This is a genomic window from Brevibacillus nigriterrae (assembly GCF_049846925.1).
Taxonomy (GTDB): domain Bacteria; phylum Bacillota; class Bacilli; order Brevibacillales; family Brevibacillaceae; genus Brevibacillus_H.
In genome coordinates this window covers 86185-100501 of the sequence record NZ_JBNCMT010000001.1, presented here as the reverse complement: position 1 = coordinate 100501, position 14317 = coordinate 86185, and the positions used below count along the sequence as shown (strand labels likewise).

Genomic DNA, 14317 nt, shown 5'->3' with positions numbered 1-14317 from the left:
CTTGTCAGGCAAAAAAATAGCGAATGGCATCAGGTAACTGATTTTGCCACAATCCCCATACGTGTCGTCCCGGTTGTTCGGAATAGTGCAAGTGCGCCTGTTTTTCTTCTAGAAGAAGCTTGGCCCGACGATTCCAATCGACGAAATCGAAGGTACCGATATTGGTTTCGACTTCGGTTTCTTCCGTCCCAACAACCATCCATAACTTGAGCCAGGAAAGGTTATCTGTCTCTTGGATGCGATCCAGTGTCGGTTGAAAGAAAGCGCCAGAAAGGGAAATCATTCGCTGGAATACCTCGGGATGATCCAAAGCAAGATGTAAGGATACAGTCCCGCCAAGAGAATCTCCTGCGATGACTCGGGATGAGATATCTTTGCGTACTGGGTAGCGGTCCTCTATGTAGGGTAGCAATTCTTCGACAAAAAAGCGCTTGTACATATCATTGCGTGAACCGGTAGGGGAGTATTCGCTGGTTCTTTTACTTCGCTCAACGGAGACTCCCACGATGATCATGGGTTCGATGTCATCCTCGAGAATCAGTTGATTGGCAATCGTGGCAATTCGGCCCATCGTGAAAAATTCGTTGCCATCCTGACAATAAATCACTGGATAAGAGAGAAGCTCATTATACCCGGGAGGCAAATATACCTTGCAGGAGCGGGTAATTCCCAATCGTTCACTATTGACTTCTTCTTTGACAATGGTGCGGTTTACATAGCTTGTCATTCATTATTCCTCCTATGTTTAACACTATAAACAATATAAAAAATAAAAAAAGAGTAAAAAAGTTATTGAAATTTATTGATACAGATTTTATCATGAATAGTAACAGGAACGAAATAAGCTTGAATAAAGCTGATTTAATACAGATACACAGATGGTTTGTGCAACTATAACAGTTCGTTTCTAGGTACACAATTCTTGTTAATCCTACGAAGAGGTGATTTCATTGAGTATTTCTACTGCTGAGAAGCTTCGTGATTCTGCTCCACTCCAAATACTTGCACCAGACGGCACTGTAGTCAATCCAGGAATGATGCCGAAAATTACTGATGAAGAACTGAAAGAATTGATGCGTAAAATGGTTTTCACCCGTGTGTGGGACCAACGTGCGATTAGCTTGAACCGTCAAGGACGTCTCGGTTTCTACGCTCCCGTAGCAGGTCAGGAAGCAGCGATGATCGGTTCCCAGTCTGCTCTTGCCAAAGAAGACTTTATTCTTCCTAGCTATCGTGACATTCCACAAATCGTTTGGCATGGATTGCCACTTTATCAAGCTTTTCTCTACTCCCGTGGACATATTCATGGCGGACAAATTCCGGATGATGTGAACGTATTAATGCCGCAAATCATCATCGCAGCGCAATGTACACAAGCGACAGGTGTTGCGATGGGTTACAAGCTTCGTGGCGAAAAGAAAGTAGCAATCAACTACTTCGGTGATGGTGCTACATCTCAAGGTGATTTCTACGAAGGCATGAACTACGCTGGGGTATACAAACTCCCTGTAATCTTCTTCTCTCAAAATAACGGATATGCGATCTCTGTTCCTTTTGAAAAGCAAACTGCTGCACAAAACATCGCCATTAAAGCAGTAGCTGCTGGTATCGAAGGTGTACGTGTAGACGGTATGGATGTTCTCGCTGTTTACAAAGCAGTCCAAGATGCAAAAGAACGGGGTACTTCTGGCGAAGGTGCTACATTGATCGAAGCACTTACTTACCGTTATGGTCCACATACCATGGCAGGTGACGACCCAACTCGTTATCGTACAACTGAAGAACAAGGCGAATGGGAGCAAAAAGATCCACTCATTCGCTTCCGTAAATACGTGACAGGCAAAGGCCTCTGGTCTGAAAAAGACGAAGAAGCTGTTATCGAAGAAGCAAAACAAGCGGTTGCTGATGCGATCAAAAAAGCGGATGAATATCCGAAGATGAAAGTGACCGATTTAATTGAAGTGATGTATGAAACACTGCCTCCAGAGCTTCAGAAGCAGATGGCAGAATATCAGGCGAAGGAGACGAAGTAAACTATGGCACAAATGACGATGGTTCAAGCCATTACAGACGCGATGCGCGTCGAATTGGCTCGTGATGAGAATGTTCTGGTCTTCGGGGAAGACGTTGGAAATAATGGCGGTGTATTCCGTGCAACAGACGGATTGCAAAAAGAGTTCGGCGAAAACCGTGTATTTGACACACCACTTGCAGAATCAGGAATTGGTGGTTTGGCAGTAGGTTTGGGCATCAATGGTTTTCGACCAGTAGCTGAAATTCAATTCTTTGGTTTCGTATTTGAGACAATCGATGCGATTGCTTCACAGGCTGCACGTATGCGTTTCCGTTCTGGTGGTAAATACACTAGTCCAATCACATTCCGTTCACCATTTGGTGGTGGGGTAAAAACTCCTGAGTTACACGCAGATTCACTCGAAGGATTGTTCTTGCAAACGCCTGGTGTCAAAGTCGTTATCCCTTCCAACCCGTATGATGCGAAAGGATTGTTGATCTCGGCGATTCGTGACAATGATCCGGTTATCTTCCTGGAACATATGAAATTGTACCGTTCCTTCCGTGGCGAAGTGCCAGAAGGCGACTACACTGTTCCAATCGGAAAAGCAAACGTAGTCAAAGAAGGCAGTGACGTGACACTGGTTACATACGGTGCCATGGTTCACACAAGCCTCAAAGCAGCAGAAGAGATGGAAAAACGCGGCGTAAAAGTAGAAGTGATCGACTTGCGCACCATTAATCCACTTGATATGGACACAATCCTTGAATCAGTGAAGAAAACCAACCGTGCGATCGTGGTTCAAGAAGCACAGCGTCAAGCAGGTGTTGCGGCAGAAATTATGGCTCAAATCAATGAGCATGCCATCCTTCATCTGGAAGCACCTGTATTACGTGTAACGGCTCCAGATACCGTATACCCGTTTGCGCAAGCAGAAGACATCTGGCTCCCGGATGTAAAACGCATCACCGAGACAATTGATAAAGTAATCAACTTCTAAGAACCGCCGGATACATGGTTTGATAATGTTTATAAGTTGGGGCCCCGCCCGACGAAGCTCAGGACGTGCAAGTGTCGACGATGCAACACGGATGTTGCGTTTAGTCGACCGCCAGCGATAGCTAGAGTCGGGTGGGTTCTTACCCGGTGGATTTATAGGACCGGAACAGTTCATAAGGAGGGACTCCTGTGAGTCGATTTGAATTTAAGCTCCCGGATATCGGTGAAGGTATACACGAAGGCGAAATCGTAAAATGGCATGTAAAGCCAGGCGATTCCGTTGAAGAAGATCAAGTGATTTTAGAAGTGCAAAATGATAAAGCAGTTGTAGAAATTCCATCTCCAGTGAAAGGTAAAATCCTTGAACTGGCAGTAACAGAAGGAACAGTTGCTGTAGTAGGAGACACGTTGGTTGTTTTCGATGCAGAAGGAGAAATCCCGAATCTGCCTACACATGGTCATGATGCCCCAGCAGCGGCACCAGCGCCAACTCCGGCTCCTGTGCCAGCTGCACAAGCAGAGGGGATTGATCCAGGCTGTGATATTGGTGCCCAAATCAATCAAAATGCTTCCCAACCACTCGATACGCCAGCAGCAGCCACAGCGGTAGCTGCACCACCTGCACAAGCAGCAGCGCCAATTGATCGCAAACACGTTTTGGCTACTCCATCTGTACGCAAATACGCTCGTGAGAAAGGCATTAATCTGGCGACTGTTCCTGGATCTGGTACATTAGGCCGAATCACACGTGCAGATGTAGACCGCGTGGCAGCAGGTGGAGCAACAGTTGCAGCACCAGTTGCAGCACCAGCAGCCCAAGCTGTATCGGCGGCACAGCCAGCAGCGCAAGCAGCGGCTACACCACAAGCAGCGCCAGTTACTGCGCCAGCAGCAGGGGCACCAACTGTTCACTACACACCACAAACAGGTGAGCTGGAAGAACGTGTTCCGTTGAAAGGAATTCGCAAAGCGATTGCCAAAGCAATGGTGAAATCGGCTTACACAGCACCTCATGTTACGATTTTTGATGAGGTAGATGTGACAGAGCTGGTTGCCCTACGCAAGCAAGGAAAACCACTTGCTGAACAAAAAGGTATCAAACTTACTTATTTGCCATTCGTTGTGAAAGCAGTCGTGGCTGGTCTCAAGAAATATCCAGAATTGAATGCTTCCATCGATGATGAAAAACAAGAAATTATTTATAAAAAGTATTACAACATCGGTATTGCTACTTCCACCGATGAAGGCTTGATGGTCCCTGTGGTGAAGTCGGCAGATCGCAAATCGATGTTTGATATCGCTGCGGAAATTACCGAGTTGGCTACGAAAGCTCGTGATCGCAAAGCATCGGCTGATGAATTGAAAGGCTCAACATTCAGCATTACAAACATCGGATCTGCAGGCGGAATGTTCTTCACGCCAGTAATTAACCATCCTGAGGTTGCCATCCTCGGTGTTGGCCGAATCAGTGAAAAACCAGTTGTGAAAAACGGCGAAATTGTTGTAGCACCTGTTCTGTCCCTTTCCTTGAGCTTTGACCATCGATTGATTGACGGTGAACCGGCTCAACGTTTCGTCAACTACCTCAAGCAGTTGCTGGAAAATCCTACACTGCTCATGATGGAGGGATAATCAAATGGTTGTTGGTGAGTTTACTACAGAAGTAGATGTATTAGTGATTGGTGCAGGCCCAGGTGGTTATGTTGCAGCGATTCGTGCAGCACAAATGGGTAAAACGGTTACTGTCATTGAAAGAGGTGCCGTTGGTGGTGTCTGCCTCAATGTCGGATGCATTCCATCCAAGGCGCTTATCCATGCTTCACATACGTATGCACATTCCCAATCAGCATCTTCTATGGGGATTTCCGTGGAAAATGTGAAAGTTGACTTCCAGAAGACACAGGAATGGAAAGCGGGCATCGTAAAACAGTTGACTGGCGGAGTGAGCCAACTGTTCAAGGGCAACAAGATTCAAACGATCGAAGGGGAAGCATTGTTTGTTAGCGAGAATGAAGTACGTGTTTTCCACGGTTATGATGTGAATCGCTACAAGTTTAATCATTGCATTATTGCAACAGGTTCCCGTCCGATTGAGCTTCCTGCCTTTCCATTTGGCAAGCGAGTATTGTCTTCTACTGAAGCACTCAACCTGACTGAGATTCCAAAGAGCATGGTCGTTATTGGTGGCGGATATATCGGAATTGAGCTTGGCTCCGTATACGCTCGTTTCGGTACCAAGGTGACGGTTTTGGAAGGATCTGACCAGATCTTGCCTGGATTTGAAGCAGAAATGACTCGTCTCGTTGAGCGCAAATTGAAGAAAAACGATGTTGAGATTCACACAAAAGCATTGGCTCAAGGGATGGAAGAAAAAGCAGACGGAGTCGTTGTAACAGCAGAAGTAAAAGGAGAAGTTAAATCCTTTGAAGCTGAATACGTGTTGGTAACCGTCGGACGTCGTCCAAACACAGATGAACTCGGACTTCGAGATATCGGCATGGAGCTGACTGACCGTGGTTATGTCATTGTTGATAAACAAGGCCGCACCAATATCCCGAATGTGTATGCGATCGGTGATATTGTAGCAGGACCAGCTCTCGCACATAAAGCTTCCTATGAAGGGAAAGTAGCTGCGGAAGTGATCGCAGGGCATCCGGCAGAGGTGGATTACAAAGCGATCCCTGCAGTCGTATTCTCCGATCCTGAGATTGCAAGTGTAGGAATCAGCGAACGGGAAGCGAAAGAACAAGGTTTGAATTATGTTGCTGGCAGGTTCCCTTTTGCTGCAAACGGTCGGGCACTGTCTGTAAATGAAGGAGAAGGCTTTGTCAAACTGATTGCTGAGAAAGATACAGGAATCGTACTCGGCGCTCAAATTGTAGGGCCAGACGCTTCCAATATTATTGCAGAAATTGCCTTGGCGATTGAAATGGGTGCGACGCTTGAAGATATCGAGCTCACCATTCATGCTCATCCAACGTTGGCAGAAGTGACGATGGAAGCAGCGGAGCTCGCTCTTGGCAGACCAATTCATGTCATGAAATAACAAGAGAAGGGAGATAACTCCCTTCTCTTACTTTTCATTATCGAATATTTCCGATACAGATTCATTTATTTTTTTATAAGGAAAATTTTGTAATTCCTGTAATCGTTTGATAGCAACTTGACTACAATAGAAGAAACCAACATCTAGGAGGTTCGTCAACTATGAGCCAAAGTACGATCGAGGAAGTTCGTTCACAACTAGAGGAAATGGTTTTGCTGAAAGGCTATAATTTTCTTGATCCATCCATTCTTGAGATGAGTCAGTTATTAGATAAACTTATTGTAGAACATATGGTTAATGGACCGAAACGACTGTAACTAGTCGTTTTTTTATTTTTGGCAACGCTTTGGTCTTGTCATGGTAACGATGCGATGGGATAGGTCATATATAATCTGTCATGGATTACTTCAAAATAAGTCTCTGAGACAAACCAGCTAGGTGAGAGGAAGACAGTTGTGATCGTGTTGTCTTTTGGCAAGAAAGAATAAGGAAAATAGGAAGGATCAAAAGAAACAGACCTTAGTTTCGGATCATATTGATGAAGGGGAAACATCTGCAAAATGATCGAGATCAGATCCTGATCGGAATGGCATGCCATTGCTTTCTTTTCAATATCCTTCACTAATTTTGGGGCAATCTGTTCCCATTTTGACTCAAAGACGAATTGAAGATAGGTACACAGGAAAAGTGTAAATCGTGCTTTAACGGCTTTTGGCTTCTCTTGAATGTCTTTTTCAACTTGAGACAGCGGGGCATTGGTTCGAATGTTTTCGATCGCAAATACGTTTTGCAGGGCTTGTACGAACTTTTCATTGGATAAGTCAACGAGAAAATCATATTGCTCATCTACACCATTGGCCTGATGGGAAGAACGCGGCGCAAAAAAAGTTGGAATGGCTTTTTGGAAAATGGGAGATAAATACTTCCACTCTTCCAGTAAATCCTCGGAAGCAAAATAATTGAGCGTATCGGAAATCCAGCCTTGATGGACAGCTAAAGCATTGGGATGAGCTAAAGCGTGTAAACTGGCAGCCATTTCGAATAATGGAGAAACATTGTACTTAAGAGACTTTTGTACTTCTTCATGAATGGATAATTGTAATTTTATCATAGAATTCCCCTCTCTTTCCTGCTTCTTCCATAATAAGCAAGAAAATGGGACAAATTCAATTTCAAATATTCAAGATTAGGTGAATTCATTACTACATTTTTTCGCGAACCGTAATAATTTATAGGGTGTTTGTGTCTTATCATCAGCGAGGAGTGATTCCAGATGCCCAAGGACAAGAACAAGAAAATTATCATAAGTATATCCTTTAACACCAAGAAACTGCCTCATTATGAACAGAGTCTTACCTCTGAGTGGATTCATAACCGAATCGAAATCTTTCAAAAATACACAAGAAACAGCCTCGAGAATCAATCCAATCAAGATTTTATTACGTTAATCGAGTATGAGGACAAAACGGAGAAAGACATAAAAAAAGTGTTAAGCAAATATAAAAAACTCCCATCTAATATTACATTTATTCCGAAAAGTGGCTTTGAGCAAAAAATGAAAGAACAACTTGCAGGGTTTAAATATTTGTATCTCGTAAGGCTGGATTCTGATGATTTATATCGCAAAGACTATATTGAACAACTTCATAACCATCAAATCAGAAAACGGGTGCAAGCCATTATTAACCAGAACGGATACATGTACGATACAAGAAAAAATCGCATTGTACCAATGAATGCAACTTCACCAGCATTTTATACGTTAATTTATAAGGTGAAGGATTACTTGAATGGAACTCGTTATCGATTAAAAGGTGGACATCCGGCAGTGATTCGTTTGCGGCATGATAAACTGAATAAAAAAAACTATGTCCATATTATTCACAAAGGGAATACAATGAGTAAATTTCGCTCAAAAGCAGGGAAACGCATTGACAAACAACGCATGATCAAGAATCCTTCTCGTGTGAAGCGAATATTGAGCCAATATATGACAAGTGCATGAAAAAAGGCCAAGGTATATCCTTAGCCTTCTCTTGTTTGTATTTGGCGAGAGTGGTTGCGCTGTTTTACTTTTTTTGTGCCTTCCTGTGGGCGACCTGTTTGATTTTGTGGACGAAATTCGTTATTGTAAGTTTCATGTGGATTTCCATTTGTGAAGTCATCGTTTTTTCGCATGTCCCCATCTCCTTTCTGCTTGATAGTATTTGATTGTTGCCGATGATTTCATGCAATGGGGTATGCAGTTTTTTCGAGAGGCGGACAGACAAGCCCGAGTTAACTAACAAGAGGAGTGATTCATTATGAATAAAATATCCAAATGGTTAAGTATTGGAATGGTAACGGCTTTGCTGTTGCAAGGCTGTTCCCAGGCGAGCAGCCCTGATACGGGTAAACCATCTACCACCCAACCGGGCCAACAGACGGGACAGCCTGCAGCACCAAATCAGCCAAATGCGAGTCAACAGCCTGCTCCGCCACCAGCAAAAGGTGGACAAGCCGAGCAACCGGTGGCAAACAAGGAGAAACCTGTACGCCTGAATTTAACAAGAGAACTTACGGTCAATCCAGCTATGAAAATTGGAACATCGACCTATGATGAGCTGGCCAAGAAGTTTGGCAAGCCGGTACAGGAAAAGACGGTAAATACACCTTTCCGCACAGAACTGACCAAAAAGGATTCAAAGTTACCGCAAATCCAGAACATTACTGCGCTTTTTCACGTGAATCCGATTACCGGTGAGAAAATGGAAAAATCGTTTCCATACAATTTCACCAACGATAAGAAGAAAGTCTTGGTCACATCACAAATTTTGCCGCGTCGAAGTGATTTGATCGAAAAAATCAAGACGAAGAGTATTACTCTCGATGATTTTAAACGTGTATACGGCAAACCGACCCGCGAGTCTGAAACAAGTCTGGAGTACTATGACTTTGACAATAACATCGTTTTACTCATCGCAAATAAAAAAGGTTCTTTAACTTATCAGGTAACAAAGTACGATCTTTTATATGGCAGCAATACAACGGATTTGAAGGCTCACGAAGAAACCATTCAACGTCTGGCGAAAGAAAATAAATAAGGGTAGGGGATACCCATGCCATTGCTCGTAGCGCCTGTTTTTAATTCGATTACGACTGCACCCGTTTCCATTGCAATCGACGATACCTTTCACTTGGTGTCGGGAAATGAACAAATTTATCAGCTCAGCCACCGCTATCTGCGGAATACCATGAACGAGAACCGTTTGCACTTCGAAGAACGAGTGTCACCTACCAGCTTGTTTTTGATGGCAGATTATCCGCATCTGAAAGTTACCGAAGAGCGGAAAGTCATTGAAGAAGTCGAGAACAAATTGAATCTGGCAAGCACGCAAGGCGTTTGTTCGATTCCGTACATCATTACGGTTGAAGGCAAAACGTATGGGATTTCCTATCTGAAACGGTCGATTGAGGGAGATAAGCTCGTCTATGAAGGCAGTACAAAAGAGACATTCGAATCATTGATTGGGAAGACGGCAGAAAATACGTTGCCTCGGTTGGCATACAGGAGATATCTGCTTTCATTAGAGAAAGAAAGCTATGAGGATCAGCTACTGGATTTGTGGATTGCGTTGGAGTCGATTTTTGTTCCCGATGGCAAAAAGGGAGAGATCACTTACAAGGTTCGTTATCGCATGGCCTATTATTTTGCTCAGAGCTTTGACGAGCGAAAAGTGATTTCTGACTTTATCAAAACCTCCTATAACCATCGATCGGAAATTGTCCACAGTGGGAAAACACTTGGTTCTGAACTAAAGGATGAAGTGAATACACTGCGCCGGATGGCGAGAGCGGCTCTCCTGAATATCTTTACACATCCTGTTCCAATCCAGGAATTGAAAAAACGACTGGACGAATGTGTACTGGCAGGCGAAAGTTACTTATCAAGATATCCGCAACCCTTCTTTGAGTCGGTTTAAACATGCGATATGGGTAAAATTCCGACTTGCTTTTATTCGAGCATATCCTCTACAATTAAGAGTATTGCATAAGCGAGGAGGAACGTCATGAGTGTTTTAATCGTAGAAAATTTGTCGCACGGCTTTTCTGACCGTACTTTGTTCAAAGATGTTTCCTTCCGCCTTCAGCCTGGCGAACGTGTAGGACTAGTTGGAGCGAACGGAACCGGAAAATCGACCATGATGGGAATTTTGACCCGTCAGCTAGCACCCGATTCAGGAAAAATCGAGTGGATGCCAAAAATCGAGTACGGCTATCTCGATCAACATACAAAGTTGGAAGCTGGTAAAACAATCCGCGACGTCTTGAAGGATGCCTTCCTTCCTTTGCTAGAGTTGGAAGCGGAAAATATGGCGATCGCTGAAAAAATGGCAGATGCCACTCCGGAAGAGCTGGAAGAGCTTCTGGAACGCATGGGTGAAATTCAGGATCGTCTGGACAACAGTGGATTTTATCTGATCGATGCCAAAGTGGAAGAGATCGGTAATGCGCTGGGGCTTGCAGCGATCGGGATGGAACGAGATGTGGCGAGTCTGTCAGGTGGACAGCGTACAAAGGTTCTGTTGGCAAAATTGCTGCTTCAGAAGCCGACTGTACTGCTCTTAGACGAGCCGACGAACTATCTGGACGAGGAACACATCGTCTGGCTTACGAACTATCTCAAAGATTACCCGTACGCATTCATGTTGATCTCACATGATACGGCATTTATGAATGAGGTTGTCAATGTCATTTACCACCTCGAATTCACTAAACTGAATCGCTATACAGGAGATTATGAATCTTTCCTTTCTCAGGCAGATATGAAGCGTTCGCAACACATAAATGCGTATGAGAAGCAAAAAGAAGAAATTGCAAAGACAGAGGACTTCATTGCTCGAAATAAAGCTCGATACTCCACTTCAGGACGTGCAAAGAGCCGTCAGAAGCAGTTGGATCGCATGGAGCGTATCGACAAACCGGAAACAGCTCCAAAACCGACCTTTATTTTCAAAGAGGCACGTGTCAGCGGCAGATTCGTTTTTGAAGCTGTAGACATGGAGATTGGTTATACGCATCCGCTGATGCCGAAGCTGTCTATGGTTCTAGAGCGTGGTGATAAGGTTGCCATTGTAGGGATGAACGGGGTTGGTAAATCCACTCTGCTCAAAACGATTCTTGGATCAATCAAGCCGTTAAGCGGTAAAGTCGATCGGGATAACTTCCTGTATCCGTCTTACTTCGAACAGGAAGTGAAGCCGAAACCAGTTACGGCCTTAGATGAAATGTGGAATGAGTTCCCGTCCATGAACAACCACGAAGTACGTGCTGCACTGGCACGATGTGGCCTGACGAACGAACATATCAACCGCAATATGAACGCTCTCTCTGGTGGAGAGCAAGCCAAGGTTCGACTATGCAAATTGTTGCAACGCGAAAGCAACTTCTTGCTGTTTGACGAGCCGACAAACCACTTGGATGTAGTAGCCAAGGAAGAGTTGAAACGTTCATTAAAAGAATACAAAGGCACGATTCTTCTCGTTTGCCACGAACCTGAGTTTTATGAAGACTGGGTAACCAAAGTGTGGAATGTGGAAGAGTGGGCAACGAATCAGAACAAAGCTGCAATTAAAGCATAAACACAAACAAAAAGCGCTGACTTTTCAGCGCTTTTTTATTTTATCAATCCATTCAAGTTTTGATGGACGGCTTGTTAGGACTTCTTCTTCATTTTTACGATAACATACGTGACACCAGCAAGAACAAGGATGCCTGTTGCCCAAAGGTAAGGAGAAATGAACATCTGCTTTTCTGCTGTTGGCTGCTGTCCATCCTGTACAGGCGTAACACCTGCTCCAAGAGAAGTAAGGTCATCGGATGCAGCAGTTAACGCTTGTGTTCTTGTGCAGATATTGGTTTCGAGAACGTTGGCATCACCCTTGTAGGAATACACAAGATATTCCTTGCCAGCTTCAAACGCAAAGCCACAACTTGCTGAGTCTAAAGCGGTCTTGATCGTGATTTGCTTGGTAGTAACACCTTTCCAACTCGTGGACACATCAAATGTAACCTGGACGGGATCGGTTGATGAGATCAGTCCTTGCCCATTTGGTTTCGGCTTGACAACTTCTGTAACTCTCCCTGCAAATACGGCGTCAGCCGAAGCCAGGGCTTCCTTTACGGGGCCTTGTTGTACACAGGAACAGGCATAGCTTGATGTTGGTAGAGCGAAAAACAAACTACTCAAGGTAAAGAGAAACAATATCACTGTCTGGATTGTTTTTTTCATTGAATCTACACCCCTACACTCCGTATTTACCTTGTTTGACGAAGTGAGGTTTATCTGCGTTCCAGTCACTCGAGGAGGCTTTTTACCAATTGTACTTTGTTTCGAACGCCGAGCTTTGCATAAATATTGCTCAAGTGTTTTTTTATTGTTATTTCTGCTAAAAACAGGCGGGTGGATATTTCCTGGTTGGTTAGCCCCTGTAACACCCATAGAGAGACTTCCTGTTCCCTAGGTGTTAACTGCGACAGTAAAGAAACATTCTGATCGACATGACGATGCAGCTTTGTGCGTACACCTTTTGGTGAATGCGTGATGTCAACAGGCAAGATCGGATACCTCCTTGTGAAGAACTTCCCATTCTACGGGGGATAGAAGCTCTTGCACAGTACGACAGACCCCTTCGAAAACTTCCTGCGGGGCATGCTGCTTCACACTCGATAACATCATCAACCGTTCGTGCTTGTTCATCGCAGGAATCATATACTGTTGAAAGGTCTGTTGAATATGCGGTGGAACTCCACTACGAACCTTGTTGCCCACAACGATAAGTGCCTCATCGTCCAAATAGCTCCATAGACAAGGCATTGCAAAACATTCCTCGTGATAGAGATGGAGGAAATAGTCACCAGTAAAACGGTTTAAATCATCCAAAAAAGTTAGCCAACGCAGATTGGATTCATGTGTCCATGTTTTCTCTGTTTCTATTTCTGCAATCGCATTTTCCATTTTCCCCAGAAGATCTTCTGATTGCCTATGTTGATTTTCCAACTCCTTGGCGAGATCAGGATTGAATTTATCAATCAATGGTTGAATGAAGATATCCTCATCTGTTGCGTGCTGGTGTAGCATCAACACGATTTTTTTCCATTCCTTCAAAAAGGTGTCTCTTTCCAACTGACAACTACTATCAAGGCGACCCGCCTGATATACAAGAGATTGCAACGCATGTCGAAGCCCTTTATGAGGGAGTGTAAACAGATTGAATCTTGTTTTCATTTTCATCCATCCTCTTTATCTTTTAACCGTTTATCAAATGGCTACGTTAGTCGGTTAATCAAATTATAGGTAATGGAAATCTTTTCTGATATCGGTAGAAATACGTATTCTTCGCGTATGAGGGCAAAAGTATTACTGATTACAGGATTTTTTCAGATAATATATTGAATATTTAGAAACAAGGATATACTATAGAATATAAACATACCTACCGGTCAGTATGTTAGCTTTTCCTAGAGTGAGATTTACCTGAATGATATAATTTTCATTACAACGAATACAGATTGTGGGGAATAGCTGCATGAAAGAAAAAATTACCGAAGAGAGCATCCGGCTTTTCGAAAAAAAGGGATTCAGTGAGACATCAATTCAAGAGATTGTCGATGCGTTGGGTGTAACCAAAGGCACATTTTACTATTATTTTTCCAATAAAGAAGAGCTGTTGATGGATATTCATCTGAACTATATTGACGGCCTGTTGGAACAGCAGGAAAAAATTTTGAATGATCAAACGAAGAATTGCAGGAAAAAGCTGTTTGACATAGTGTATCTGCTCATTCATACGATTGAGAGTCAAGGTCCAAGTGCCAGAGTCTTTTTTCGAGAGATGAGGCATCTTGGCAAAGAAAACCTCGAGCGGATCCTTCCGAAACGTGACAACATTCGTTTCAATATCGAGAAACTGCTTCAGGAAGGGGTTCAGAGTGGTGAATTTCGCCCTGATTTAATGGTTGAGATCGTGACCTTTGGAATTCTCGGAATCACGAACTGGAGCTACCAATGGTTTAATCCTAAGGGCAAGGTACCTGACAAAGAAGTTGCAGAAATATTTGTAGACATGATCTTATCTGGAATTGAAGTTGAATAGGCATATAGAAATAGTAAGATCCCCATTGGGGGATTTACTTTGCTCGCAACATACCAACTGGTCAGTATGCAAATAAGGGGGAATTGCTCATAGCGGACTGGAGGTACGATGCTGAACAATACA

16 protein-coding genes are annotated in these 14317 nt (G+C 43.7%); 10 read left to right on the top strand and 6 right to left on the bottom strand.

Annotated elements, in window-relative coordinates; all coding sequences use genetic code 11:
• Positions 1-4: 4 nt before the first annotated feature.
• Positions 5-727 (bottom strand): alpha/beta hydrolase, encoded by a 723-nt coding sequence (locus ACPW7N_RS00555; RefSeq protein ID WP_425649037.1) that lies wholly within the window; start codon positions 725-727, stop codon positions 5-7.
• A gap of 223 nt (positions 728-950) precedes the next feature.
• Here ACPW7N_RS00555 and pdhA point away from each other — a divergent pair, with 223 nt between their 5' ends.
• The 5 genes from pdhA (at position 951) to ACPW7N_RS00530 (ending at position 6376) form a co-directional block, all read left to right on the top strand.
• The gene (gene pdhA / locus ACPW7N_RS00550) at positions 951-2033 is read left to right on the top strand and encodes a pyruvate dehydrogenase (acetyl-transferring) E1 component subunit alpha (protein WP_425649036.1); all 1083 of its coding nucleotides are present in this window, start codon (positions 951-953) and stop codon (positions 2031-2033) included.
• A 3-nt stretch (positions 2034-2036) separates the two neighbouring features.
• Positions 2037-3014: an alpha-ketoacid dehydrogenase subunit beta gene (locus ACPW7N_RS00545; RefSeq protein ID WP_425649035.1), complete on the top strand. Its 978-nt coding sequence runs from the start codon at positions 2037-2039 to the stop codon at positions 3012-3014.
• A 188-nt stretch (positions 3015-3202) separates the two neighbouring features.
• Positions 3203-4645, top strand: a complete 1443-nt coding sequence (locus tag ACPW7N_RS00540) for a dihydrolipoamide acetyltransferase family protein (RefSeq protein WP_425649034.1) — start codon at positions 3203-3205, stop codon at positions 4643-4645.
• Positions 4646-4649: 4 nt separating this feature from the next.
• Positions 4650-6059, top strand: a complete 1410-nt coding sequence (gene lpdA, locus ACPW7N_RS00535) for a dihydrolipoyl dehydrogenase (RefSeq protein ID WP_425649033.1) — start codon at positions 4650-4652, stop codon at positions 6057-6059.
• 161 nt (positions 6060-6220) lie between these two features.
• The gene (locus ACPW7N_RS00530; RefSeq protein WP_425649032.1) at positions 6221-6376 is read left to right on the top strand and encodes an aspartyl-phosphate phosphatase Spo0E family protein; all 156 of its coding nucleotides are present in this window, start codon (positions 6221-6223) and stop codon (positions 6374-6376) included.
• Between the two features lie 38 nt (positions 6377-6414).
• Here ACPW7N_RS00530 and ACPW7N_RS00525 read toward each other — a convergent pair whose 3' ends face one another.
• Positions 6415-7170, bottom strand: coding sequence for a DUF5937 family protein (locus tag ACPW7N_RS00525; RefSeq protein WP_425649031.1), 756 nt, complete (start codon positions 7168-7170; stop codon positions 6415-6417).
• Between the two features lie 162 nt (positions 7171-7332).
• On the opposite strand from ACPW7N_RS00525, the gene ACPW7N_RS00520 reads away from it, so the two are divergent.
• Positions 7333-8064, top strand: coding sequence for a glycosyltransferase (locus ACPW7N_RS00520; protein WP_425649030.1), 732 nt, complete (start codon positions 7333-7335; stop codon positions 8062-8064).
• Between the two features lie 20 nt (positions 8065-8084).
• Here ACPW7N_RS00520 and ACPW7N_RS00515 read toward each other — a convergent pair whose 3' ends face one another.
• The gene (locus ACPW7N_RS00515) at positions 8085-8237 is read right to left on the bottom strand and encodes a small acid-soluble spore protein P (RefSeq protein ID WP_425649029.1); all 153 of its coding nucleotides are present in this window, start codon (positions 8235-8237) and stop codon (positions 8085-8087) included.
• Positions 8238-8362: 125 nt separating this feature from the next.
• On the opposite strand from ACPW7N_RS00515, the gene ACPW7N_RS00510 reads away from it, so the two are divergent.
• The 3 genes from ACPW7N_RS00510 (at position 8363) to ACPW7N_RS00500 (ending at position 11680) form a co-directional block, all read left to right on the top strand.
• Positions 8363-9142, top strand: coding sequence for a hypothetical protein (locus ACPW7N_RS00510; protein WP_425649028.1), 780 nt, complete (start codon positions 8363-8365; stop codon positions 9140-9142).
• Between the two features lie 15 nt (positions 9143-9157).
• Positions 9158-10021, top strand: coding sequence for a hypothetical protein (locus tag ACPW7N_RS00505; RefSeq protein ID WP_425649027.1), 864 nt, complete (start codon positions 9158-9160; stop codon positions 10019-10021).
• 87 nt (positions 10022-10108) lie between these two features.
• A complete protein-coding gene (locus ACPW7N_RS00500) occupies positions 10109-11680 on the top strand; it encodes an ABC-F family ATP-binding cassette domain-containing protein (protein WP_425649026.1) in 1572 nt (523 codons plus the stop codon).
• A 74-nt stretch (positions 11681-11754) separates the two neighbouring features.
• On the opposite strand, the gene ACPW7N_RS00495 is transcribed toward ACPW7N_RS00500, so the two are convergent.
• The 3 genes from ACPW7N_RS00495 to ACPW7N_RS00485 all read right to left on the bottom strand — a co-directional run bounded on the left by ACPW7N_RS00495 (position 11755) and on the right by ACPW7N_RS00485 (position 13326).
• Positions 11755-12330, bottom strand: coding sequence for a hypothetical protein (locus tag ACPW7N_RS00495; RefSeq protein WP_425649025.1), 576 nt, complete (start codon positions 12328-12330; stop codon positions 11755-11757).
• A gap of 65 nt (positions 12331-12395) precedes the next feature.
• Positions 12396-12656, bottom strand: a complete 261-nt coding sequence (locus ACPW7N_RS00490) for a response regulator transcription factor (protein WP_425649024.1) — start codon at positions 12654-12656, stop codon at positions 12396-12398.
• Positions 12646-13326 carry a hemerythrin domain-containing protein gene (locus tag ACPW7N_RS00485; RefSeq protein WP_425649023.1) on the bottom strand — a complete coding sequence of 227 codons (681 nt, stop codon included), beginning with the start codon at positions 13324-13326 and terminating at the stop codon, positions 12646-12648. Before ACPW7N_RS00485 ends, ACPW7N_RS00490 begins: the two co-directional genes overlap by 11 nt.
• A 301-nt stretch (positions 13327-13627) precedes the next feature.
• Between ACPW7N_RS00485 and ACPW7N_RS00480 the strand changes: the two genes are divergently transcribed.
• Positions 13628-14194 carry a TetR/AcrR family transcriptional regulator gene (locus ACPW7N_RS00480; RefSeq protein WP_425649022.1) on the top strand — a complete coding sequence of 189 codons (567 nt, stop codon included), beginning with the start codon at positions 13628-13630 and terminating at the stop codon, positions 14192-14194.
• Positions 14195-14317: the final 123 nt, after the last annotated feature.